The organism is Kribbella sp. NPDC043289 (assembly GCF_056436705.1).
Genome location: NZ_JBWKCB010000001.1, coordinates 823076 through 846910 on the forward strand (window position 1 = coordinate 823076; position 23835 = coordinate 846910).

General features: G+C 69.3%; 19 protein-coding genes. 16 read left to right on the plus strand and 3 right to left on the minus strand.

The features are described 5' to 3' along the window. Positions 1–29: 29 nt before the first annotated feature. Together AC0662_RS03830 and AC0662_RS03835 are read right to left on the minus strand one after the other, a co-directional pair. On the minus strand, positions 30–1748 hold the full coding sequence (locus AC0662_RS03830) for an ABC transporter substrate-binding protein (RefSeq protein ID WP_478298312.1): 1719 nt from the start codon (positions 1746–1748) through the stop codon (positions 30–32). Positions 1749–1779: 31 nt separating this feature from the next. After that, entirely contained in the window at positions 1780–2727 is a 948-nt protein-coding gene (locus AC0662_RS03835; RefSeq protein ID WP_478298314.1) for an ROK family protein, read from the minus strand. Positions 2728–2846: 119 nt separating this feature from the next. Between AC0662_RS03835 and AC0662_RS03840 the strand changes: the two genes are divergently transcribed. Genes AC0662_RS03840 through AC0662_RS03850 form a run of 3 tightly spaced genes read left to right on the plus strand, consistent with a single transcriptional unit; the run spans position 2847 to position 4868 of the window. Then, positions 2847–4043 (plus strand): ROK family transcriptional regulator, encoded by a 1197-nt coding sequence (locus AC0662_RS03840; protein WP_452198887.1) that lies wholly within the window; start codon positions 2847–2849, stop codon positions 4041–4043. A 44-nt stretch (positions 4044–4087) separates the two neighbouring features. Beyond that, entirely contained in the window at positions 4088–4447 is a 360-nt protein-coding gene (locus AC0662_RS03845) for a VOC family protein (RefSeq protein WP_452198889.1), read from the plus strand. A 16-nt stretch (positions 4448–4463) separates the two neighbouring features. Next, a complete protein-coding gene (locus AC0662_RS03850) occupies positions 4464–4868 on the plus strand; it encodes a hypothetical protein (RefSeq protein ID WP_452198891.1) in 405 nt (134 codons plus the stop codon). Here AC0662_RS03850 and AC0662_RS03855 read toward each other — a convergent pair. Then, positions 4845–5351, minus strand: a complete 507-nt coding sequence (locus AC0662_RS03855; RefSeq protein ID WP_478298317.1) for a winged helix-turn-helix transcriptional regulator — start codon at positions 5349–5351, stop codon at positions 4845–4847. The two genes, AC0662_RS03850 and AC0662_RS03855, sit on opposite strands and share 24 nt — an antisense overlap. 53 nt (positions 5352–5404) lie before the next feature. Here AC0662_RS03855 and AC0662_RS03860 point away from each other — a divergent pair, with 53 nt between their 5' ends. The 13 genes from AC0662_RS03860 to AC0662_RS03920 all read left to right on the plus strand — a co-directional run bounded on the left by AC0662_RS03860 (position 5405) and on the right by AC0662_RS03920 (position 23829). Further along, positions 5405–5863 (plus strand): nuclear transport factor 2 family protein, encoded by a 459-nt coding sequence (locus tag AC0662_RS03860; protein ID WP_478298319.1) that lies wholly within the window; start codon positions 5405–5407, stop codon positions 5861–5863. A 119-nt stretch (positions 5864–5982) separates the two neighbouring features. After that, a complete protein-coding gene (locus tag AC0662_RS03865; protein ID WP_478298321.1) occupies positions 5983–7734 on the plus strand; it encodes an ABC transporter ATP-binding protein in 1752 nt (583 codons plus the stop codon). Then, positions 7727–9520 (plus strand): ABC transporter ATP-binding protein, encoded by a 1794-nt coding sequence (locus AC0662_RS03870; protein ID WP_478298323.1) that lies wholly within the window; start codon positions 7727–7729, stop codon positions 9518–9520. The genes AC0662_RS03865 and AC0662_RS03870 overlap by 8 nt, the downstream gene beginning before the upstream one ends. Before the next feature lie 96 nt (positions 9521–9616). Beyond that, positions 9617–10633 carry a ferritin-like domain-containing protein gene (locus AC0662_RS03875; protein WP_452198901.1) on the plus strand — a complete coding sequence of 339 codons (1017 nt, stop codon included), beginning with the start codon at positions 9617–9619 and terminating at the stop codon, positions 10631–10633. A 148-nt stretch (positions 10634–10781) separates the two neighbouring features. Beyond that, positions 10782–11720 (plus strand): ABC transporter ATP-binding protein, encoded by a 939-nt coding sequence (locus tag AC0662_RS03880; protein ID WP_478298326.1) that lies wholly within the window; start codon positions 10782–10784, stop codon positions 11718–11720. Further along, the gene (locus AC0662_RS03885) at positions 11720–13081 is read left to right on the plus strand and encodes an ABC transporter permease (RefSeq protein ID WP_478298328.1); all 1362 of its coding nucleotides are present in this window, start codon (positions 11720–11722) and stop codon (positions 13079–13081) included. The genes AC0662_RS03880 and AC0662_RS03885 overlap by 1 nt, the downstream gene beginning before the upstream one ends. Before the next feature lie 13 nt (positions 13082–13094). Next, a complete protein-coding gene (locus AC0662_RS03890) occupies positions 13095–15833 on the plus strand; it encodes an alkaline phosphatase family protein (RefSeq protein WP_478298330.1) in 2739 nt (912 codons plus the stop codon). Between the two features lie 40 nt (positions 15834–15873). After that, the gene (locus AC0662_RS03895) at positions 15874–16530 is read left to right on the plus strand and encodes a DNA/RNA non-specific endonuclease (RefSeq protein WP_478298332.1); all 657 of its coding nucleotides are present in this window, start codon (positions 15874–15876) and stop codon (positions 16528–16530) included. After that, positions 16527–16919: an antitoxin YezG family protein gene (locus tag AC0662_RS03900; RefSeq protein ID WP_452198910.1), complete on the plus strand. Its 393-nt coding sequence runs from the start codon at positions 16527–16529 to the stop codon at positions 16917–16919. Before AC0662_RS03895 ends, AC0662_RS03900 begins: the two co-directional genes overlap by 4 nt. A 126-nt stretch (positions 16920–17045) precedes the next feature. After that, positions 17046–19097 (plus strand): HelD family protein, encoded by a 2052-nt coding sequence (locus tag AC0662_RS03905; RefSeq protein ID WP_478298334.1) that lies wholly within the window; start codon positions 17046–17048, stop codon positions 19095–19097. A gap of 54 nt (positions 19098–19151) precedes the next feature. Beyond that, entirely contained in the window at positions 19152–20423 is a 1272-nt protein-coding gene (locus AC0662_RS03910; RefSeq protein WP_478298336.1) for a hypothetical protein, read from the plus strand. Between the two features lie 239 nt (positions 20424–20662). Further along, positions 20663–22105: a glucose-6-phosphate dehydrogenase gene (locus tag AC0662_RS03915; RefSeq protein ID WP_478298338.1), complete on the plus strand. Its 1443-nt coding sequence runs from the start codon at positions 20663–20665 to the stop codon at positions 22103–22105. 92 nt (positions 22106–22197) lie between these two features. After that, on the plus strand, positions 22198–23829 hold the full coding sequence (locus AC0662_RS03920) for a carboxylesterase/lipase family protein (RefSeq protein ID WP_478298339.1): 1632 nt from the start codon (positions 22198–22200) through the stop codon (positions 23827–23829). The last annotated feature ends 6 nt before the right edge of the window (positions 23830–23835 follow it).

The following is a 23835-nucleotide window of genomic DNA, read 5'->3' on the forward strand; positions in this document are numbered from 1 at the left end:
TGCTCACGCGAGATTCCTTACTTCTGGGCCTATTTCTGGGCGGACTTCGAGTACAGACTGGTCAGGACCTGTCCCACGTCGGGGATGTTGTACGGCGCGGGCTGGGCGTAGGGATTGTCCTGCGTCGGCCAGCCCTGCAGGTCCTTGGTGTTGTATTGGTACCAGTCGACCGACTCGGTGGTCGGGATGACCGGCACGTCCTTGATCATGTACGACGAGATCTGCTTGACCAGCTTGACCTGCGTGTCCGGGTCCGCGGCGGCGTACTGGTCGAACAGCTTGTCCACCGCCGGGTTCATGTAGCGCGAGTAGTTGGAGCTCGCCTGCTTGCCGATCGGGGCGCTGTTCTTCGAGTACAGCAGCTGCCGCAACTCGTAGTACGGCGTCGGGCCGCCGGCCTGGCTGGAGTACGCGAGGTCGTAGTCGCCGGTGTACAGCTTCTGGTTGTACGACTGCTGCTGCAGGTCCTGGATGGTCAGCTCGATGCCGACCTTGGCCAGTTGCTGCTTGACGACCGCCAGCGACGCGTCCCAGTCGGTGTAGCCGGTGACCGTGATGATGTTCAGCTTCAGCGGGTTCGAGTCGGAGTACCCGGCGCTCTGCAGGAGCTGCTTGGCCTTGTCCATGTTCGGCTTGTCGTAGCCGGCCGCGGCCACCGCGTCCTTGTCGTAGTACTTGTCGAACGTCGGCGTCACGACACCGCTCTGGTTCGCCGCGGGCTGGTAGCCGCTCTCACCGATCTTCGAGACCTGCTCGCGGTCGAGTGCGTAGGCGATCGCCTGCCGGACCGCCAGCTTGCTGGTCGCCGGGCGGGACGGGTCGTTGTTCGCGACGATCGCGACGTTCGCGGTCGGCGGGAACCAGTAGTTGTTCTCCGGCGCCTTCGCCTTGTAGAAGTTGTCGATGTTCGGGATGTACTGACCACCCCACTGCGCCTTGCCGCTGGCCAGGTCGAGGTTCGCCGGGTTGTTGTCCAGGTACGCCGGGTACTGCACCTTCTCGACGTACGGCTTGCCCGGCTGCCAGTACGTCGGGTTCGCGGTGTACGTGATGTTGTTGCTGGAGCAGGACTCGACGGTGAACGGCCCGGTGCCGACCGGCTTCGGGTCCGCCCAGGTGGCCGGCTTGGTGGCCGCCTCACCGGTGGACCAGATGTGCTTGGGCACGATGCCGACCTGGTTGGCGAAGTTGAAGAAGTACGGCTCGGCCGCGGCCTTGAACTTCAGCGTCACCTTGTTGCCGGCGGCCGTGACACTGCTCAGGCCGGCGCCGGTCCACAAGGAGTACAGGTCGAGCGCCGGCTGCTCCTTCATCCGGTTGAAGGTGTAGACGACGTCGTCGGCGGTGAACGGCTGCCCGTCGCTCCACTTCACACCGTCGCGGATGGTGAAGACGATCGAGTCCTTCGCCGGCGACCAGCTGAAGCCGGTGGCCAGCATCGGCGTGGTGGCGCCGCTCTTCAGCACGTTCACAAAGGTCAGCGGCTCGTACACGAAACCGAGAGCCTCCTGGTTGACCGCCGGGTTGAACGGGTTGAACTGGCACGGCCAGGTCTGCCCGCCGACGTTGGCGATCGTGACGGTGCCGCCCTTCTTGTACTGCCCGTTGCCGCTACCGCCACTGGCGCTCGTCGTGGACGACGGGCTGGACGATCCCGCGTTCCCGATCGGCTTGTCGCCACTGCCGCAGCCCGCGGCCAGTGTGCCGACCGCGATCGCGGCGACACCGATGCGTGTGATGCCCCTCATCGTCTCTGCCTTTCGCTCCTGGTAATCCTGCTCATGCGAATGCCTCTTCGCCGAGGGCGGCACCGGCCGCCTCGACGCCGAGAGCGAGCGCCCCGATCAGCGGTGCGTCCGAAGGAAAGCGCGCCACCGACAACTCCGGCGGAAACGGAACGGCCGCGGCGAGGGCGCGTCGCAGACCGGTCTCGATCTGGTCCCAGGAACGCACCAGGCCACCGCCGACGACGATCCGTTCCGGATCGACGGCGATGGTCAGGTTGGCGAGATGCATCGCCAGTTCCCGGACGAACTCGTCGGTGAGGACGGCGGCGTCCCGGTCGGTCCGCGCCATCGTGAAGACGTCGGCGGCCGTGACCGGTCGCCCGAGCCGGGTGGTCCCGGTGGTCTCGAGCGCCTGGCCGCTGACGACGTGCTCCAGGATCGTGCGCCCGCCCTCGTCGACGTACACGTCGGCGGGTGAGCGCAGGTTGTAGCCGATCTCGCCGGAGGCGCCGTGCGCCCCGGTGATCACGGTGCCGCCGGCAACGATCCCGATCGCGAGACCGGTGCCGAGGTTCAGGTAGAGGCCCGGGTCGCAGCCGGCCAGCGCGCCCCAGCGCAGCTCGGCCGCCGCGGCCGCCTTCACGTCGGTGGCCAGCCGCACGGGTACGCCGGGGAAGGCGTCCCGCACGAGTCGCCCGAAGGGCAGTTCGCCCCAGCCGGGAAAGGTCGGGGCCAGTTCGACGCGGTCGTCGTACGGGATGCCGAGAGTAGCCGCGCCGACACCGGCGAGCTGCTGGCCGGGGGCGACATCAGCGAGTAGTTCGTGGGCCGCGGTCAAGCCGCGGGCCAGTGCCGCCGCGGCACCGCCGGACCCGTCGTGGCTGTCCACCCGGCTGTCGATGGTGCGGTCGCCCAGACGGCGGCCGGCGAGGTCACCGACAGCCAGGGCGATCTTCGTCCCACCGAAGTCGAGTCCGAGGACGACCGGCGCTGGAATCACGGGGTGGCACCTCCTCGTGCCGACCAATAGAATCGATTGGAAACTAACTTAACAACCACGCGGCCCACAAGGCTTAACTCCGACTTGGTGGCCGAGTTGTTAGCGAGAAGGGGGTCGACGTGACGGTTGTCGCCGGTGGTGCTGCCGCAGCGCGCCCACAGCTGATCCGCGAGATCAACGAGCAGGTCCTGCTCGACCACATCCGCAGCTCCGGGCCTCTCTCGCGGACCGAGCTCGCCGGTCTGACCGGACTGTCGAAGCCGACAGTGTCGGCCGCGCTGAGCTCGCTGGAGCGGACCGGTCTCGTGCACGTTACCGGCCAGCGCACCGGCGTACCCGGCCCGGCGGCGAGTCTGTACGAGGTGCGCCCGGAGGCGGGGTACGTCCTCGGACTTGATGTCGGGCGGGAGTTTCTCCGGGGTGCGATCGCGGACCTCGCCGGCACGGTGCGGGCGCGGTTGAGTGTGCGGACCAAGGCGGGGGACGCGATGGCGCGGATCCAGGAGTTGGCGGTCCTGGCCGCGACGCTCGCGACTGAAGCCGGTATCGAGGTCACGCAACTGACCCAGACCGTGCTCGGCAGCCCGGGCGTCTACGATCCGCGGCTCGATGCGCTGACGCTGACCGGGCGGCTGTCCGGCTGGGATTCGCCCGCGACGCTCGCGGCGCTGCGCGATCAGTTCGGCCCGACGCTGATGATCGAGAACGACGTCGACGCCGCCGCGCTCGCGGAGCGGGTGCACGGACATGGCCGCGACGTCGACAGCTTCGCCTTCGTCTCGGTCGGGACCGGTATCGGCATGGGCCTGGTCCTGGACGGCAAGCTCCGGCACGGTTCGCACGGAGTGGCGGGTGAGATCGGCTACCTGCCGTTCACGGAAGGTAGCGGGAGTGATCCGCGGGACGCTCGCAAACGCGGTGGTTTCGACGCGTCGGCGTCCGCGGCAGCGGTGGTCCGGGCGGCGCGCCGAGCCGGGGTCCGTGGGGCTTCGACGGCGGAGAAGGTGTTCGCGGCCGCGGCTCGGGGCGACGCCCTGGCCGCGGCGGTCGTCGCCGAGGAAGCACTGCTCGTCGCCAAGGCGGTGTGCACGGTGATCACGGTCGTGGATCCCGACCTAGTGGTCCTGGGTGGCGGGATCGGGCAGGCGCCTGGCTTTCTGGAGGCGGTCACCCGGCAGTTGCGTCAGCTCGCGCCGGTGCTGCCTGAGGTGAAGGCGAGTGTGCTCGGTTCCGAAACCGTCGTAGCCGGCTGCATCGCCTCCGGTCTCGACCGCGCCTGGCTGACCCTGGCCGGCCGCGCCGGGAGTTCTGTCTGAGTAACGGACGCGGAACGTCCGGAATGCTCAGTAAGGTGCGATCCATGGCTATCGCGATGTACCCCAGTTTCGTCCTCGACTGTCCGGACGCGGCCCAGCTCGGGCAGTTCTACGGTGAGCTGCTCGGCTGGAAGGTGAAGACCGACGACGGGTGGGCCGAGATCCGCCCCGAGGACGGCAGCAACTGCATCTGCTTCCAGCAGGTCGCGAACTACAAGACACCGACCTGGCCGACCCAGGACGTGCCGCAGCAACTCCACCTCGACGTGATGGTCCGCGACCTCGACGAGGCCGAGTCCGAGGTACTGGCGATCGGTGCCACCAAACCCGAACACCAGCCGGGTACGTCGTTCCGCGTCTTCCTCGACCCGGCCGGCCACCCGTTCTGCCTCTGCGTCGACTAACAAATAGAGTGACGGTGTGACGAGCTGGCGCGATGAACGACGGGCGGCCGCGGCCGAGCATGCGGCTGCCCTGGAGCGGAAGAAGGCTTCCGAGACCGCGCAGGCCCGTGAGCTGCTGACGGGGTTCATCGCGACGCTGAAGGAGCGTGGGGTCGAGCCCGAGCCGCTGCGCGCGCAGGTCATCGGTTCCAGCGCCAGCTACCGCACCAACCTCACCGGGTGGTACCTGCGCCGCAACCGTTCGCTCGCCGTCGACGTGGACGGCAACTTCTACATCCTCGGCGTACCGGCGAGTCTGAAGTCGCGCGTCGCCGGGGTGAACGTGCTGCCGTCCGACCCGCCGCTCGTCGTCGGTCAGGGTGCGCGCGACGGCGAGTCGATGCCGCTCGCCGACCTGCTACGCCTTCGGCTCGAGTCCTAGCACACTCGCGATCAACGCCGTACCGGGTGCCGTTCGGCCGCCCGGTCCGGGAGACGGCGCGACGTCGTCCATCCGCAGCGCCTCGCCGCACTGCGAGCAGCACACCGACGGCGTCGTGATGTTGCCGCAGGTCGTGTGCGTGAACCGGATCGGCTGGCCGGCCGGGGGAGTCGCCCAGCGATCGCCCCACGCCGTCAGCGCCATCAAGATCGGTACGAGCTCCCGCCCCGCTTCGGTCAGCTCATAGCTGTAGCGCACCGGATTCTGCTGGTACGGCGTGCGTCGTACCAGCCCGCCCTCGGTCAGGGTGGCGAGGCGGTCGGTCAGGAGATTGCGGGAGATCCCGAGGTCGGTGACGAACTGGTCGAAGCGGTTCAGACCGAGGTACAGGTCCCGCAGCACGAGCGGTGTCCACCAGTCGCCGATCAGCTCCAGAGACTGAGCGAGCGAGCAGTGCATCGAGGCGAAGCTGGTGTTCCGCATGTCCGCAGTCTAGTCAGTTGCGTTATTGAACTCACTACTCCTAGGCTGCCGTCATGGGCATCTACCACCGGATCGTGGCGCGGAAGGTGCGCGGCACGTTCGCGCAGATCAGTGCGGGCAACTCGGACGCGATGGTGTCCGGCATGGCGCCGTCGTTCAGCTACCGGTTCTACGGTGAGCACGCGCTCGGCGGTGAGCGGCACACCCACGAGGCGCTGCGGCGCTGGTGGGATCGCTGCCACCGGCTGCTCCCGGGCACCACGTTCGACGTCCAGGACGTCGTCGTCGCCGGCCCGCCGTGGAACACCCAGGTCGCGACCGCGGTCACCGTGCACGTCACGGTGGTCGACGGGTCGGCGTACGAGAACGTGGTGCACCAGTTCCTGCGGATCAAGTGGGGGAAGATCACCGAGGTGCGGACGCTCGAGGACACCGCCGTCCCGGAACGCGCCCTCGACCGGCTCGCCGCGGCCGGGTACGCCGAGGCGCACGCGGAGCCGATCGTCGGCTGAATTGCGGGCCCGGCCGGAAACTCGGGTGCGAACTGTCGGTGGCCGCGGTTACGGTCGATCAGGTGCTGACCCTGTTCCGTTACGGCGTACGCGTTGCACCTGGAAGCACCCTTCTGACGATGGGTCTGACCATCCTCGGCGCCCTGCTGGGGATGGCTGTCACGCTGCTGACCGGGCGGGTCGTCGGGGCGGTTCCGGGGGTGATCGAGAATCGCCCCGGCGCGATGCCGCTGGCCGAGTTCGGCTGGTTGCTCGGCGCGCTGCTGGTGGTCTTCGTGGTCGACAGCCTGTTGCCCGCGCTGCGCCAGGTCGCGTCGCTGATGATGGACGCCGGCCTGGTCCGCGCGATCGGCACCGGCATCTCCGAGCCGCTGCTCACGCCGCGCCGGATCGAGCATCTCGAGGACGCCGAGGTGCTGGACGTGCAGGAGCGGGCGAAGGGCAAGGGCGGGTTCCATCTGGCGCAGGGCATGGGACAGCTGCCCTGGTTGCTGGCCAGCCGGGTCACGCTGTTCGGTTCCGCGGTGATCGTCGGCGTGATGTTCTCCTGGTGGGTGGCGGTCCTGCTGGTCGGCGTCGCCCTGATCGTGGAGTGGTACGGCGGACGCCTCGTCGAGGGTGAGATCGACGTCTGGTGGGGCAACACCGAGGAGCAGCGCCGGGCGCACTACCTGTTCAACCTGGGGATGCGTGACGCTCCGAAGGAGCTGCGCGTCTTCGGTCTGCACACCTGGCTGGTCGAGCGGTACTTCCGCGACTGGACGGCCGGCTACCGCCCGGTCTGGGCCCGCCGGAAGCGGAACGCGAAGTGGTCGATCCTGTTCGGTGGCGTGCACCTGGTGGCCAACGGCATCGCGATCCTCGCCGTCGGCCGCGCCGCGCTGAACGGCTCGCTGCCGCTCACCCAGGTCGCGACCACGCTGCCCGCGATCCTGGCGATCGGTCAGACCAACAACGGGTACGGCGTGGTGCAGGTCCGCCGCGGACTTTCGGCGTACCGCGCGATGCGGGACCTGCCGACGACGATCGCCGAGCGGCACCCGGAGCCGGTCGCGAGCGTGGAGCACCGGATCGAGACGATGCCGGCCCGCGAGATCCGCTTCGAGAAGGTCAGCTTCCGCTACCCGGGCTCCGAAGTCGACGTACTGCGGGATCTCGACCTCACGATCCGCGCGCGGGAAGCTCTCGCGCTGGTCGGTGTCAACGGCGCCGGCAAGTCGACGCTGGTGAAGCTGCTCGGCGGCGCGTACCGGCCGACGAGTGGCCGGATCCTGGTCGACGGAGTGGACCTCGCGGAGCTCGACCTGGCCGTGTGGCAGCGGCGGGTCGCGGCGATCGTGCAGGACTTCCTGCGGTTCCCGCTGTCGGTGACGGACAACGTGGTGTTCGGCGCGGTCGAGCGAGCAGGCGACGAGCTGACGCTGGCCAGGGTCGCGCGCGAGTCGGGGATCGACGAGGTCGTGCGCGGGTTGCCGAAGGGCTGGGACACCGTGCTGGACAAGACGTTCGACGGTGGTGTCGACCTGTCCGGCGGCGAGTGGCAGCGGGTGGCGCTCGCGCGGGCGCTGTTCGCGGTGCATGCCGGCGCGGGGGTGCTCGTGCTCGACGAGCCGGCCGCGGCGCTCGACGTACGGGCGGAGGCGGAGCTGGTCGAGCGGTACCTCGAGCTGACCTCGGGCGTCGCGTCGCTGATCATCTCGCACCGCTTCTCCGTCGTGCGGAACGCGCACCGGATCTGTGTGCTCTCCGACGGCCAGATCGTCGAGGACGGCACGCATGAGGAGCTGCTCGCACAGGACGGGGAGTACGCCGGGATGTTCCGGCTGCAGGCCGAGCGCTACGTGACCGGACCGGAGGCCGTCGATGCGTAACTCGACCCGAAATCTGCGGATCCTGTGGCTGTGGTTGTCCACGTCGTTCAAGGCGGCGCCGGGCCTGATGGCGATCTCGACCATCCTGGTCGCGGCCCGCGCCATCACCGCGCCGACCCAGACGTACGGCGTGAGCCGGCTGGTCGACGGGATCGCGTCGGACGAGTCGAGCACGATCGCGCTCGGGATCGGGATCATCGTCGGTGGTCTCGCGGTCTCGTTCCTCGCCGACGGACTCGGGTGGCCGCTGCAGGACACCGCGCAGGAGCGGATGGCCCGTCGCGTGCACGCGGATCTGCTCGACGTGACGTCCGGCATTCCAGGTCTGTCGCACCACGAGCGGCCGGATGTCGCGGACCGGCTCGAGCTGGTCCGGGAGCGGGCCTGGCGGATGGGCGTCGGCGCCGAGGTGCTGCTGTGGGCGTTCGCGACGGTGACGAACACCGCGACGGTCCTCACGCTGCTCGGGTCCGTGCACCCGGTGCTCCTCGTGCTCCCGCTGCTTGGTGGCGCCCGCATCTGGTCGGCGTACCTGAGCAGCACCAGGCAGCAGAAGGCCTGGGAGGACTCTATGCCGCAGGAGCGCCTGATCGATCGGCTGATCGAGGTCGCGAAAGATCCGCGGACCGGGCTGGAGCTGCGGGTCTTCGGGCTCGGCAGGGTGCTGCTGGAGCGGATCTTCACGCTGCAGACCGAGCGGTTCAACCGTCGCGTCGAGGCCGCCCGCTGGGGTGGGAAGGTCGACGGGGTGGTGCGGCTCGTGTTCGGTGTCGCGTACGCCGCCGCGGTCGTCTGGGTCGTCGTTCGCGCGCGGAACGGGCAGTCGTCCGCGGGTGACGTCGTACTCGTGCTGCTGCTCGCGCCGCAGGTGGATCAGATGACCGGCGGTATCGCGCAGAACGTGTACTGGGTCGGCGAGGTCGTGCGGAGCTTCAGCCGGTACGACTGGCTGCGTGAGTACGCGAAGCAGAACGCGTGGCAGTCCAGCGTCACGCCGGCGCCCGAGCGGCTGACCTCGGGGATCGAGCTGCGGGACGTCGGGTTCTCCTATCCCGGTTCGGAGTCCGCGGTGCTCAGCGGGGTCGACCTGAAGGTGCCGGCCGGGTCGGCGGTCGCGCTGGTCGGCGAGAACGGGGCCGGCAAGACCACGCTCGTGAAGCTGCTCGCGCGGATGTACGACCCGACGACCGGGAGCATCCTCGTCGACGGTGTGGACCTCGCGACGATCCGGCCGGACGACTGGCGGTCGCAGTTGTCGGCGGGGTTCCAGGACTTCGTGAAGTTCGAGCTGACCGCGCGCGAGGTCGTCGGGATCGGCGACCTGGCGCGGGCCACCGACGACGATGCGGTTCGGACAGCGATCGCGCGAGGCGACGCGGAGGGAGTGATCGCCGGACTGCCGCGCGGGCTCGACTCACAGTTGGGCAAGAAGTTCGCCGACGGTGTCGAGCTGTCCGGTGGGCAGTGGCAGCGGCTGGCGCTGGCGCGGGCGTTCATGCGGGAGCGGCCGCTGTTGCTGCTGCTCGACGAGCCGACGGCCGCGCTCGACCCGGAGGCGGAGCACCGGCTGTACGAGCAGTACGCCGATGCCGCGAAGGTCGCCGCGGCCGAGACCGGCGGTATCACCGTGCTGGTGTCCCACCGGTTCTCGACCGTCCGGATGGCCGACCTGATCGTCGTCATGCACAACGGCCGCATCGAAGAGTTCGGCACGCACCCCGACCTCCTCGCCGCCGCCGGCCGCTACGCCGACCTCTTCGAACTCCAGGCCCGCGCCTACCGCTGATCGCCGGCGCGCCGCCCGGCACGCTCGGCGAGCTCGTTTCCCTTCGACGACCTACCCGACCGTCACAGGTGAGGTGTCTGTGCTGTCTCACCAGGTATGAGTCAGCGCATCGACACCATCGACAGTCTTCATCAGCACCTGCAATGGGCGATCGAGCTCGAGCACGCCACGATCCCGCCGTACCTGTGTGCCTTGTACTCGCTCGACCCGGCGCGGAACGCGGACGCGGTCGAGCTGGTGAGCAGCGTGTTCGTGGAGGAGATGATCCACCTCGCGCTGGCGTCCAACCTGCTGAACGCGGTCGGTGGCGAGCCACGGCTGGACGTCCCGGAGATGTTGCCCGGGTATCCACGGCGGCTGCCGCACGGGTCGATCGAGTTGTCGCTGCTCCCGTTCGGTTCGGAGGCGCTGGAGATGTTCCTCCGGCTGGAGAAACCCGAGAAGCCGGGTGCACCGGGGGAGAGCGACCACTACGAGACGATCGGCCAGTTCTACGACGCGATCGAGGACGGCCTGCGCTCGCTGACCGACACCCTTGGCGAGGACAAGGTGTTCTCCGGTGACCCGGCGCGCCAGGTGACCGCCGGCCCGTTCCACCACACCGGCGGCGTACTGCGACCGGTCACCGGCCTCGCGTCGGCGCTGGCTGCGTTGGAGGAGATCGTCGAGCAGGGCGAAGGGACGTCACGCGGTGAGGTCTGGGACGGCGACCATGACATCTTCCATCCCGACCGCGACGAGGTCGCGCACTACTACCGCTTCGAGGAGCTGAAACTCGGCCGCCGCTACCAGCGTGGCGACACCCCGGAGTCCGGCCCCGGCGGCGAGCCCGTGACGTTCGATCCCACCGGAGTCTCTCCGATGCAACCGAACCCGCGCCGATCGGCCAACTCCCAGATCCGGGCAGCACAGGCGGAGTTCGACAGCGCCTATTGCACCCTGCTGTACCTCCTCGACCAGGCCTTCACCGGCGAGCCCGCGCTGATCCGGGACGCGACCCGCGCGATGTTCGCCCTGAAGGGCGAGGCCCTGAAACTGATGCAGCTCAGCGAAGACGGTCGCTCCACCGCGGGACCGACCTTCCAGTACGTCGCTCCGGAGGACCGGCGGTGACGCCAACGAACTAGTCAGTGAAACGTCGCTCGGGCGGTCGGTGACTGAGAGCCGGCTGAGAGCGTCCCGGAAAAAAGACGCCCCCAGTTTGACAATCATTAACCTTCGGTCTTCACCTCTCCGTACATTGCTTTCTAATGTATTAACCATGGACACTCCGCCCGCTGTCCGTGCCCGCGGCCTCGCCAAGAGTTTCGGCGAGGTCATCGCGCTCGACGGTGTCGATCTCGACGTCGCCCCCGGCCAGATCCACGGTCTGGTCGGACCCAACGGAGCCGGCAAGACCACGCTCCTCGGCCTCCTGCTCGGCCTCGCCGTCGCCGACCGCGGCACCCTGGAGATTCTCGGTACGCCGGTCGGCCGCGCCCTCGCCGTACCCGCGGGGGTCGCCGGGTTCGTTGACGGCCCGGGGCTGTACCCGTCGATGACCGCCAGGCAGAACCTCGCGGCGCTGGCCCAGCTCCGCGGCGACGACGGCGGGACGCTGAAGATCGAGGACGCGATCGACCAGGTCGGCCTCACCGACGTCGCCGACGACCGGGTCCGCGGCTTCTCGCTCGGCATGCGCCAGCGCCTCGGCCTGGCCGCCGCGCTGCTCACCAAGCCCCGCCTGCTGATCCTCGACGAGCCCTCCAACGGCCTCGACCCGGCCGGCAAGAAACACGTGTACGGCGTCCTCACCCGCCTGGCCGCCGACGGTACGGCGGTGATGCTCTCGAGTCACCGGATGGACGACGTCGAGGCGCTGTGCTCCGAGGTCACCATCCTGGCCACCGGGCGGGTCGCGTTCACCGGACCGATCAGCAAGCTCGCGTGCGAGACCAGCGAACTCGACTACCGGGTCCGCACCTCGAACCCGGTCGCGGCCCGCCGGCTCGCCCGTCAGGTCCAGGGCGTCCGCCTGCGCGACGAAGCCGTCGTCCAGGACGACGTCGAGCTGCTCGTGATCTCGGCGCCGGTTCCAGCCCTCGATGAGTTCGTGAAGCGGCTGGTCCAGGACGACATCGCGGTCCGCGAGCTGGCGCCAGTGGTGTCGCCGCTCGAAGCCGCCTTCCTCGCCCTCACCGAGCAGCAGGAGACCAACTGATGACGGCCACTGTGGCTGCCCCCGACATCCCTGCGCCCGATACCCCTGGCGCCCACCGCGTCCCACTCGTCCGTGGGTACCGTTTCGAACTCGTCAAGCTGCTCACGCAGTGGCGGGTCCGCGTCCTGATCGTCGCGTGCTGGCTGGCGCCCGCGGTCTTCGTCGCCGTGGTCAGCCAGCAGGCCTCGCTACCGGTCGACACCTTGTTCGGCCGGATGATGCACGCGACCGGCTGGGCCGGGCCGCTGGTCCTGCTGGGCTTCTCCGGCTCGTGGGCACTCCCGTTGCTGACCTCGCTGATCGCCGGTGACGTGTTCGCCTCCGAGGACCGTCTCGGCACCTGGCGCCACCTCCTGGTGGCGGTCCGTTCGCCGCGCCGGATCTTCGTCTCGAAGGCACTGGCGAGCCTGACGGTGATCGTCGCGCTGGTACTCGGCCTGGTCGTGTCGAGCACGGTGAGCGGTCTGCTGGTGATCGGCAATCGTGCGCTGATCGGTCTCGACGGCCACCTGCTCTCGCCGGGCGACGCGGCCGGGACCGTGCTGCTCGCCTGGCTGTGTGCGCTCGCTCCGACGCTGGCCCTCGCGGCGATCGGTCTCCTCGGCTCGGTCGCGCTCGGCCGCTCACCGATGGGCCTGCTGCTCCCGGCCGTCGTCGCGCTCGCGATGCAGATCGTCCAGCAACTGCCGGTCCCGGTCGCGTTCCGGCTGGCGCTCCCGGGCTACGCGTTCGTCAGCTGGAACGGTCTGTTCACCGCACCGGCACAGGTCGGCCCGCTGCTGATCGGTGTCGTCGTCAGCCTGGTCTGGACGCTTGCCGCGACCGGCCTGGCCTACTTCCTGTTCGTCCGCCGCGACTTCACCAACCCGACGCACGACGGCTCCGGCCGGCGCGCTCTGACGGCTGGTCTGCTGCCCCTCGTCGTCCTGCTCGGTCTGACCACCGCGGTCCTCACGCCGGTGACCGGATTCGGTTCAGGGATCGACCAGGACAAGGTGCAGCGTGCGGTCGCGGTGGAGTTCGCGCATCTCTACCGTCTGCAGACCAGACAGCTCAATCGGGCCGATGTCACCGAGGAGCAACTGCAGACCGCTGCCGAGTGCACCAAGGGTGGCGACCAGGTCGCCGCCCGCGGGCCCGGCAACGACTGGCGGTGCGTGGTCAGCTGGCACATCCCGGGGGTGGAGGCAGCCGGCTCGGCGATCTACCAACTCGACATCAACCCACTCGGTCGGTACGTGTCCGACGGGGACGGACCGAAAGAAGTGAATGGCTTCTTCCTGGTCCGCACCCGGTCCGGGGACGAACCGAACCCCCTGTGGCAGTTCGACGGCACAGTCGAACTGCTACCCACCCACTGAAGGGATGTCTCCCATGCAGGTAACACGCCGCCGCAGGCGTGACGTACAGGGCCCGTCCAGCCCCCTTCGGCGCAGAGTACCACTGGTCACGGCGGGCGCCACGGCCGTCGCAGTGGCCCTCGCCGGCACCGCGGTCGCCTCCACGACCGGGTTCGGGAAGGAGCAGGTCGGGCAGGTCACGGACAAGGGTCAAGTGATCTCCTCCGACCAGTACATCAAGCCGATCGGCGACCGTCTCGTCCTCCAGAAGGGCAAGATCATGTCGTCCTCGGTCAGCCCGGACGGCAGCCACATGGCCGCCGGGGTGACCGATGGCGGGATGGCGCTGGCGATCGTCGACCTGAAGAACTGGAAGGTCCAGCAGTACGTCGGCAACAACAACGCGGCCGACCTGAAGATCCCCGGCAACGACATCGGCCAGGAAGGACCGACGTACTCGCCGGACGGCAAGCAGGTCTGGCTGGGGCAGGCCGACGGTTACCGGAAGTTCACCGTGAATTCGGACGGCTCGCTCGCGAACCCGGCGTTCGTGGCGATCCCGGCCGACGGCAGCAAGCGCGCGCTGGCCTCGGAAGCCGTGTTCTCCGCGGACAGTTCGACGGTGTACGCCGCGGTGAACGGCCAGAACAAGGTCGTCGCGATCGACACCGCGACCGGTGCGATCAAGCAGACCTGGGCGACCGGCAACGCACCGCGCGACCTGGTGATGGTCGGCGACAAGCTGTACGTGAGCAACGAGGGCGGCCGGACGGCGCAGGCCGGTGACAGCACGGTCAACTCGTACGGCACGAACGTGGTCGCGAACCAGGACGCGATCACCACCACCGGTACGGTCTCCGTGATCGACACCAAGAACGCGTCGGCCGCACCGGCGAGTATCGCGGTGGGTCTGCACCCGACCGCGGTGTACGCCAAGTACGGCGCGGTGTTCGTCACGAACACGTCGAGCAACACCGTCTCGGTGATCGACGCGACGAAGAACAAGGTCACCCAGACGATCGCGACCCAGCCGTGGCCGGAGGCCTCGGTCGGGTACGAGCCGAACAGTGTCACGCTCACCGACGACGGCCACCTGCTGGTCTCGCTCGGCCGAGCAAACGCGGTCGCGGTCTACAAGTACAAGAACCCGCTCGAGCCGGTCAGCTACGTCGGTCTGCTGCCGACGGACTACTTCCCGGCCGAGCTCGCCCAGGTCGGCAAGGACATCGTGGTGTCGAACACCCGCGGCGTCGACGCCCGCCGGGACACCACGGCCGCCGGTCACGCCACGCACGACACCACGTCGAGCCTGACCAAGTTCCAGCTGCCGGACGACCACGCGATCCAGAAGTACACCCGGACCGTTTTCGACCAGAACGGCTGGACCAAGGGCTCGGCACAGGTTGCCACCAGCAACGACCACCGCAGCCCGGTCGCGGTCCCGGCGAAGCTCGGCGACCCGTCGACGATCAAGCACGTGTTCCTGCTCGTCAAGGAGAACCGCACCTACGACCAGGTGTACGGCGACATCCCGGAGGGCAACGGCAACCCGGCGCTGGCGCAGTACGGCGAGAACGTGACGCCGAACCAGCACGCGCTGGCCAAGCAGTTCGGGCTGTACGACAACACCTACGACGTCGGCACGAACTCCGCCGAGGGTCACAACTGGCTGATGCAGGCCGACAACCCGGAGTACACCGAGTCCTCGGCCGGTGAGTACCTGCGCAGCTACGACACCGAGAACGACGCCCTCGGCCACCAGAAGAGCGGCTTCATCTGGACCGGCGCGCAGGCGGCCGGCAAGTCCGTCAAGGACTTCGGCGAGTTCCTGTCGATCGAGCAGAAGCCGGCCGGCGCGAGCTGGCAGAACTTGTACTGCGACACCTTGGCGATGCAGGGCGGCGCCGACACGAAGTACCCGATCCAGGTCGGCTCGGCGATCCCGTCGCTGAACAAGGTCGCGGTGCAGGGCTTCCCGCAGTTCGACACCACGGTGCCGGACATCTACAAGGAACAGGTCTGGGAGAAGGACTTCAAGAAGAACGGTCCCGCGAACCTGAACATGTTCTGGTACTCCAACGACCACACCGGCGGGACGGCGAACGGCCCGGCGCAGGTGGCCGACAACGACCTGGCCGTCGGCCGGACCGTGGACGCGATCACGCACAGCAAGTACTGGAAGGACTCGGCGATCTTCATCGTCGAGGACGACTCGCAGGCGGGTCTCGACCACGTCGACGGGCACCGGGCGCCGATCCAGATCATCAGCCCGTACGCCCAGCACGGCGCGGTGGACAGCCACTACTACACGCAGATCACGATGATCCGCACCATCGAGCAGATCCTCGGGATCCACCCGATGAACCAGAAGGACACCGCGGCCACCCCGATGTTCGGCGCGTTCACCAACAAGCCGAACCTCACCCCGTTCACCGCGGTCCCGAACCGGACCTCGCTGACCGGTGGCGTGAACCCGCTGCCGACCTGTGGCGCGGACACCCCCGCGGCGCAGAACCCGAACGTGGCGGCGGCTCCGACGGCGTCCGTCCCGGCGGGCATGGAGGCGACGGCGGCGCAGTGGTCGGCGTGGAAGGACCAGCAGCGCACCACCGGTCCGAACGCCAAGGCCGACTTCGCCAACCCGGCGCAGATGAACCACTACAACTGGTACGAGGCGCACAACTGGTCCACGCCGTACCCCGGTGAGGCCCAGATCTTCGCGCCGCAGAACGTCCCGGGTGCTGTCATCCCGGGTGCCGAGAACGACGGCTGAGGTCTACCCCTTGTTAACACTCGGCGTGTAGAAACAGCGCATGCCGAAACGAGCGACGCGGGCGCCGGCCCGGATCGAGCAGCACGCCGATCCGGCCGACGTCCGCGACGTCGGTTACGGGCCCCGTGACGTCCCGGTGGTGCCGGAGGAGTACGCCGGGCTGCCGGTGCACAAGGAGGAGTCCGGCCGCGCGGACGAGTGGAACGAGCGGCTGATGGACCCGGAGCCGTCGGCGGTCTACATCGTCGACGAGCGCTACCTGTACGTCACCGACGACGAGGGCCGGGTGAAGCACGCCGAGGGCTGGCTCGGCTGGCTGCCCCACGAGCAGAACGAGGAACGCCGCAACCTGGACGCGCAGCGCGACGCCGGCAAGCCCGACCGCGAACGCGAGGACGACGGCGGCCACCTGTTCGGTACGTCGTTCAACGGGCCGGGGGAGTCGATCAACCTGACCGCCCAGTCCCGCTCGCAGAACCAGGCGGTGAAGGGCAGCGAGAACTGGCGCCGGATGGAACAGACCTGGCAGGCGATGCGGGCCGCCGGGATCCAGGTGCACGCGACCATCGACGTCGCGCACCCGAACCGGTCGACGCGCCGACCGTCGAGCCGAACCGTGGTGGCCCTGCACGAGGGCCGGCGCGACCCACGGCGTACCTTCAAGGAGACCAAACCCACGGCCCGGGGAGCGCGATGAGCGAGATCGGTGTGATCGACACGATCGCGCGCGCACTGGTCGCGGACCTGCCCGCCGGGTGGCGTGAGGTGAGCGCGGTCTACCGGTCCACGACGTCGTACGCCGAGCTGGACGCCGACGTGCTCGGTCCGTCGGGGACGACGCAGTTGCGCAAGCTGCCGGCCGGGCTCGAGGACCGTTTCGAGGAGCTGCGGCGGGCGATGTACCAGCCGGGCAAGGGCACCTGGCTGACGGCCCGGCTCACGGTCACGTCGACCGGGCACTTCGAGACCGACTTCGACTACGACCACGAGCCGGAGTGGTCGATCGACGTCGACCGGGACATCTACCCGGCCGATCTGGCCGAGTTCCCGCGGGACGCGGAGCACACGCCCGACTGGCTCCAGTAAATCGGTCGCAGCCCGTCTGGGCGGGTGGTAACGTCGCGGGCCTGTCTTTTCGGGATCGAATCGAACCGGATGGATCTGCTCCGGGGCGGGACCCAGCCAAGCTCACGATTCGAGGCTTGCTCTCCGATGGCCCAACCTGCACCGCAACCTGAACCCCTGCCCGAACTCACCTCCGAACGCGCCCACCTGAGTACTGCCCGCGCCGCGCTGCGGATGATGTACGCCGATGTCGTCGACCGCGACGTCCAGATCATCGGCGGCGAGGACAACGACGAGCGCTTCACCAACGAGGCCAACCAGCGGGCGAAGGAGATGCGCACCCACGCGCTCCTCGACCTGCCCGACGTACCGCTCTTCTTCGGCCGGCTCGACTACGAGCACGGCACCATCCCGGACCTGGACCAGATCTACATCGGCCGCCGGCATGTGCACGACGGGTCCGGCGTACCGCTGGTGATCGACTGGCGGGCGCCGGTGTCGGTGCCGTTCTACCGGGCGACCCAGAGCGACCGGCAGCAGGTGCTGATGCGCCGGCGGTACGGGTTCTCCGATCACGCCGAGCTGACCGGGTTCGAGGACGAGCCGCTGACCGGGGTCGTCGAGACCGACCAGGCGGACGCGTTCCTGCGGGCCGAGATCGAGCGGCCGCGTACCGGGCCGATGCGCGACATCGTCGCCACCATCCAGCCCGAGCAGGACGACCTGGTCCGCGCGCCGCTGCACCCGAGCGTGTGTGTGCAGGGTGCGCCCGGCACCGGTAAGACCGCGGTCGGCCTGCACCGCGTCGCGTACCTGCTCTACACCGAGCGCGAGCGCCTCGGCCGCGGCGGTGTCGTGATCGTCGGCCCGAACAAGTCGTTCCTGTCCTACATCCGCAAGGTGCTGCCCGCGCTGGGCGAGGTCGACGTACGCCAGATCACCATCGACGAGTTGCTGACCCGGCCGACCGCCGCGACCGACTCGGTCGAGGCTGAGGCGTTGAAGGGCGACGCGCGAATGGCCGCCGTACTGCGTCGCGCCTTGTGGTCGTACGTCGGGACGCCGACCGACGGAGTCCTGTACAGCAAGGGATCCCGGCGGTACCGGGTGCACGACTACGAGGTTGTCGACATCGTCTCGGACCTGCGCGAGTCGACCCGCTACGCGCCCGGCCGGAACGCCCTCGCGCAGCGGATCGCGCACGTCGTCCTGGTCCGGATGGAGGAACGCGCCGAGTCCCCGGACGACCGGGTGCAGAACGCGGTGGCGCGCTCGAAGCCGGTGAAGGAGGTCCTCGACTCGGTCTGGCCGCGGGTCGTCCCCGAGCAGATCCTGCACCGGCTCTTCGCCGACGCCGACTTCTTGGCCGAAGCAGCTGCCGACCTGACCGACGAGGAGCGTACGGCGCTGCTCTGGACCAAGCCGCCGCGCTCGTGGAAGTCGACGAAGTGGTCGTTCGCCGACACCGTCCTGCTCGACGAGCTCGAGGACCTGATCGAGCGCCGGACCGGCTCGCTGGGGCACCTGGTGCTGGACGAGGCGCAGGATCTGTCAGCGATGCAGCTGCGAGCGCTCGGCCGCCGGTGCCGGACCGGTTCGGCGACGGTGCTCGGCGACCTGGCGCAGGCGACGACGCCGTGGGCCGCGGGTTCGTGGGACCGGGTGCTCGGTCATCTCGACAAGAGCGACGGCGTGGTGGCCGAGCTGGACCGCGGGTTCCGGGTGCCGGCGCAGATCATCAACTTCGCCGCGAAGCTGCTTCCCGAGATCGCGCCGACGCTGGGCACACCGAGCGGCGTACGGACGGTGGCGGACGCGCTCGGGATCGTCGGGGCCGACGAGGCGACGTTCGCGGACCAGGTGGTCGCCGAGTGCCGGGCGGCGCTGGCCGGTGAGGGCTCGGTCGCGCTGATCGCCGCCGACGACCAGATCGCGGTACTGCGGGACGCGCTCACCGCAGCGGGCCTGGAAGCGGCGCTGCTCGGGGAGACCGAGGACGAGATCGACACCGTCCGGCTGGTCTGCGTGCCGGCCACGCTGGCGAAGGGACTGGAGTTCGACGCGGTCGTCGTGGCCGAGCCCGCCCGCATCGTCGCCGCCGAGCCCCGCGGCCTGCACCGTCTGTACGTCGTCCTTACCCGCGCGGTCAGCCGGTTGCAGATCATCCACGCCGACCCGCTGCCCGGACCGCTGGCCTGATCCCGTCCCGGCGCTATCGTCCGGTGTGCAAGTAGCCTGATTGGGGAGACATACGTGAGCGCACTGGTCATCGTTCTGCTGGTCGTCGCGGTGCTCGCCGTGGCCGGCATCGTCTGGGGGATCGTCGCGCTCGTCCGCCGCCAGCAGTACATCGACGCGATCCGCCGGCGTGGCTGGAACTTCGTCAACACGCCGACGTGGGACGCGGTGGCGCGGCTCAGCAACCCGCCGTTCGGCATCGGTTTCGACCGCAAGCCCGACGACCAGATCACCGGCGTGACCGCGTCGGGCCGCTCGTTCCAGGTGATCGAGTACGCCTCCACCTACTGGTCGGGCTGGCTCGGGATGGTCACGCTGTCCCGCCGGCTTCCCGAGCTGTGGATCACCGGCGGCGAGACCCAACCGCGGTACGGCGTCCGCGTGACCGCCGTACCCGCACCGGCCGAGCTGGGACCGGGATGGCAGGTCGGTGTCGTGGATCCGGGGTTCGCGGCCGAGGTGATGACGCCGCAGTTGTCCGCGCAGCTGAACGCGCTGGCAGCCGGGCAGCCGGGCGTGAACATGAGCATCGACGGCGACCAGCTCGTCGTCCTGGACCCGCCGCGCAAGGACCTCGACAAGCTCGGCCCGTGGCTGGAGCAGCTCGGTGCCGTCGCGGCCGCGATCGATGCCGCACCGCTCGACGGCTGGCGTCAGCCGGAGCCACCGCAGCGGCTGACCTTCTACCAGCACCCGGACTGGTACTGGGTCGGCGTCGACGACAGCTTGCTGCAGTTCACGCCGGTGAATCGCGGTGGGCACGACCACAAGACCACCGACGTGGTCCGCGGGCAGGACGCCGGAGGGCCGCCGTTCGTCGCGTTCGAGCACCACTGGAAGACGACGCGCACCGAGACCTACACCGACAGCGAGGGCCGGACCCAGACCCGGACCGTGACCGAGAGCCACAGTGAGCCGATCCTCGGGTTCCAGCTGCCGATCCGGATGCCGCGGCTCCAGGTCGGGCGAAAGGGGCTGAGCCGCGGGATCAGCTTCGAGAGCGCCGAGTTCAACAAGCGGTTCGCGGTGAACTCGCCGGACACGAAGTTCGCGTACGACGTGATGCACCCACGGCAGATGGAGTACCTGATGGCGAACCCGCCGGCGCCGTTCTCGATCGAGGAGGACTGGGCCTGGGTCTCGCCCGGCGAGCACAGCCAGCCGGCGATCGCGCACAGCTCGGAGTTCATCCGCGGTTTCCTGGCCCGGGTGCCACGTTTCGTCTGGAAGAACCTCGGCCTGCCAGACTCGCCGTACCCAGCCCTTGAGACGTCCAGGACGCAGTAGGCGCATCTTCCTGTCTCACGCCTACTGCGCGGCGCTCGGCGGGCACCTCGACGCGCTGGAGGAGAGGGAACGATGAAACCACATCGACCCCTCCCCTCCAGCGCGCCGAGGCACTCCGCCGAGCACCTGCTCGCTACGGCGTGAGACAGGAAGATGCGCCTACACGGGAATGCGGTTACCCTCCTCGCGGTTGCGTCTGAGGGTGTGTGGCTCCACAGGTGAAGCCACACGGCACAGTCTTGGGAGGCATCATCACTACGCAGACGGCCCTGCTGCCGGTCGAGGCTCGGCCGGCGGGGACGGAACAGCGGACGCTGGTCATCTTCGGCGCCAGCGGCGACCTGAGTTCACGGTTGCTGCTGCCCGGTCTGGGCAGTCTGCTCGCAGGACCGCGCGCGACCGGCGTCCGGATCATCGGCACCGGCCGCTCGGCGCTCGGCCCGGCGGAGTGGGCGGACCGGGTCCGGTCGGCGTTCGCGTCCCGCGGCGAGATCGGCCCGGTCGCGGCCGAGACCCTGGCGACCACCGAGTACGTCGCCGGTGACCCGACCGACACCGAGCACCTGCGCACGCTCCTCGAGCTCGCCGGTCCGGCGCCGGTGCTGTACTTCTCGCTGCCGCCGGCGGTGACGACCGCGATCGTGGAGAAGCTCCGCGAGGTCGACCTCCCGGCCGGGACGGAGCTGGCGTTCGAGAAGCCGTTCGGTACCGACTCCGCGTCCGCCGCCGCGCTGAACCGGCTCGTCGGCTCCCTCGTCCCCGAGGAGAACGTGCACCGCGTCGACCACTTCCTCGGCCGGACCGCGGTGCTGAACCTGATCGGCCTGCGGTTCGCCAACCGCCTGTTCGAGCCGGTGTGGAACGCCGAGCACATCGAGAGCATCGAGATCGTGTACGACGAGACGCTCGGCCTCGAGGGCCGCGCGCAGTACTACGACAACGCCGGCGCGCTCGTCGACATGATCCAGAGCCACCTGCTGCTCGTCCTCGCGCTGCTCGTGATGGACGCCCCGTCGACGATGGACGCCGTCGAGGTCCGCAGCGAGATGGCCGGCGCGCTGCGGAGCGTGCGGCTGCACCGCGGATCCGCGACCGCGGCCGGCCGACGGGCGCAGTACACCGCCGGGATCGCCGACGATCGCGTGGTTCCGGCGTACGCGGCCGAGGCGGGTGTCGACCCGGAGCGGGAGACCGAGACGCTGGCCGAGGTGACTGTCGAGGTGGACACCAACCGCTGGGCGGGCGTCCCGTTCACGCTGCGGTCGGGCAAGGCCCTCGGGGTCGCGCGCAAGGAGATCGTGGTCAAGTTCAAGCCGCTGCGGCACCTGCCGTCCGGCCTGCACGGCGGCCGGGACGGCGAGACGCTACGCATCGGTCTGAACCCGGGTGAGCTGTCGCTGTCGGTCCCGGCGCTCGGCGTCGACGGCCCGTACACGATGGGTCAGGTCTTCCTGGACGCGACGCTCCCGTCGTCCCCGGTGCTGCCGTACGGCGAGGTACTGAACGGCATCCTGCGCGGCGACCCGCTGCTCTCGGTCCGCGGTGACGTGGCCGAGCGCTGCTGGGAGATCGTCGAACCGGTGCTCGCCGCGTGGCGCGCCGGTGAGGTCCCGCTGCAGGAGTACGACGCGGGCTCGGACGGCCCGGCCGACTGGCGGGAGCCCAGCGAGTCCGCGGCCTGACACCAGGGACTCTCCCTGGGGCGACGCAGCGGCGGCGGCTGGAGAGTGAATCCGTAAACGGAATCACTCTCCAGCATGAGGTGCAACGAACTATGAGAACCGCTCTCTCGCGACGCACCCGCGTCGTGTTCGCCGCGGGTGCCGCCGCTCTGGCAGCCCTGGTCGGCGGCCTGACCGTCACCGGCGCGGCCGACGCCAGCACAACGTCCAACGCCAGGACCTCCAGCACCGACCCGGTCGTGGCCACAGGCAACGGTGTGGTCCGGGGTCTGACCGTCGACGGCACGTCCGCCTTCCGCGGTCTGCCGTACGCCGCGCCGCCCACCGGCAACCTGCGCTGGCGGGCACCACAAGCCGCTGCGAGCTGGCGTGGGGTGCGCGACGCGACGTCGTACGCGCCCGGTTGTCCGCAGGCTCCGGGGATCGCGCCGCCCGGGCAGTTGCAGGAGGACTGCCTGTACCTGAACGTCCAGACGCCGGCGGTGCGCTCCGCGACCAAGCGCCCCGTGCTGGTGTGGATCCACGGCGGCGGTCTGATCCAGGACAGCGGCTCCAACTACGACGGCACCAAGCTCGCCAAGGCCGGCGCGGTGGTCGTCACCATCAACTACCGGCTCGGCGCACTGGGCTTCCTGGCCCACCCGGCGCTCGCGTCGCGGCCCGGGGGAGCGGCCGGCAACTACGGGCTGATGGACCAGCAGGCGGCGCTGCGCTGGGTGCAGCGCAACATCGGCCAGTTCGGTGGCGACGCGCACAACGTCACGATCGCCGGTGAGTCGGCCGGTGGACTGTCGGTCCTCGCGCACGTCGCGTCACGCGGCTCGGCGGGACTGTTCCAGCGGGCGATCGTGGAGAGCGGCGCGTTCGCGCTGCAGCAGGAGTCGCTCGCGCAGGCCGAGAAGTTCGGTACCGACTTCGCCGCGAAGGTCGGCTGTGCGGACCAGTCCGCGGACTGCCTGCGCATGGTGCCTGCGCAGACGCTGGTGGACAACGTCTCAACGGCGACCGCCCTCATTCCGGGTGTGGTTGACGGCGCGGTACTGAAGGAGTCGATCGGTACGGCGCTCGCCGCGGGCCACTTCAACCACGTTCCGATCCTGAACGGCAGCAACCACGACGAGGAGGCGCTGTTCACGCTCGGCGGCCGGGTCGTGAGCCGCGGGTACAACGTCGCCTACACGAGCCCGGTCACGGCGCAGAACTACGAGAGCAACATCGCGTCCGCGCTCCGGGTCACGCCGACTCAGGCCGCCGCGATCGCTGGCGAGTACCCGCTGGCGTCGTACCCGACGGCTGACAAGGCGTTCGGGACGCTGATCGGCGACGCGACGTTCGCGTGTGGGGCGGCTCAGGTGAACACGTGGGCCGGGCGGCACGTTCCGACGTACGGGTACGAGTTCAACGACGACACGGCGCCGTTCATCTTCGCGCCGGCTGGGACGCTGTCCGTGGCCACCCACGGGTCGGAGATGTGGTACCTGTTCGACCTGCCGAACGCGCCGTTCCCGGTGGCGCTGAACGCCGAGCAGACCAAGCTCGCCGACACGATGCGGGCCGCCTGGGTGAGCTTCGCGAAGACCGGCAAGCCGGCCGCGGGCTGGCCGTCCTTCGGGCACAACGGCACGGTCGTCTCGCTCGCCACTTCGGCGCCGCAGCTGTCGACGGACTTCGCCGCGCGTCATCACTGCACCACTTTCGCACAGAATCTTGACAAGGTTAAGTAATAGTTC

What these genes read in the sequence shown, in the direction of transcription:
- AC0662_RS03830 (WP_478298312.1), bottom strand. Translation starts at nt 1,748, where the DNA reads ATGAGGGGCATCACACGCATCGGTGTCGCCGCGATCGCGGTCGGCACA.
- AC0662_RS03845 (WP_452198889.1), top strand. Translation starts at nt 4,088, where the DNA reads ATGGCTATCGCGATGTACCCCAGTTTCGTCCTCGACTGTCCGGACGCG.
- AC0662_RS03855 (WP_478298317.1), bottom strand. Translation starts at nt 5,351, where the DNA reads ATGCGGAACACCAGCTTCGCCTCGATGCACTGCTCGCTCGCTCAGTCT.
- AC0662_RS03860 (WP_478298319.1), top strand. Translation starts at nt 5,405, where the DNA reads ATGGGCATCTACCACCGGATCGTGGCGCGGAAGGTGCGCGGCACGTTC.
- AC0662_RS03865 (WP_478298321.1), top strand. Translation starts at nt 5,983, where the DNA reads ATGGGTCTGACCATCCTCGGCGCCCTGCTGGGGATGGCTGTCACGCTG.
- AC0662_RS03870 (WP_478298323.1), top strand. Translation starts at nt 7,727, where the DNA reads ATGCGTAACTCGACCCGAAATCTGCGGATCCTGTGGCTGTGGTTGTCC.
- AC0662_RS03875 (WP_452198901.1), top strand. Translation starts at nt 9,617, where the DNA reads ATGAGTCAGCGCATCGACACCATCGACAGTCTTCATCAGCACCTGCAA.
- AC0662_RS03880 (WP_478298326.1), top strand. Translation starts at nt 10,782, where the DNA reads ATGGACACTCCGCCCGCTGTCCGTGCCCGCGGCCTCGCCAAGAGTTTC.
- AC0662_RS03885 (WP_478298328.1), top strand. Translation starts at nt 11,720, where the DNA reads ATGACGGCCACTGTGGCTGCCCCCGACATCCCTGCGCCCGATACCCCT.
- AC0662_RS03890 (WP_478298330.1), top strand. Translation starts at nt 13,095, where the DNA reads ATGCAGGTAACACGCCGCCGCAGGCGTGACGTACAGGGCCCGTCCAGC.
- AC0662_RS03895 (WP_478298332.1), top strand. Translation starts at nt 15,874, where the DNA reads ATGCCGAAACGAGCGACGCGGGCGCCGGCCCGGATCGAGCAGCACGCC.
- AC0662_RS03900 (WP_452198910.1), top strand. Translation starts at nt 16,527, where the DNA reads ATGAGCGAGATCGGTGTGATCGACACGATCGCGCGCGCACTGGTCGCG.
- AC0662_RS03905 (WP_478298334.1), top strand. Translation starts at nt 17,046, where the DNA reads ATGGCCCAACCTGCACCGCAACCTGAACCCCTGCCCGAACTCACCTCC.
- AC0662_RS03920 (WP_478298339.1), top strand. Translation starts at nt 22,198, where the DNA reads ATGAGAACCGCTCTCTCGCGACGCACCCGCGTCGTGTTCGCCGCGGGT.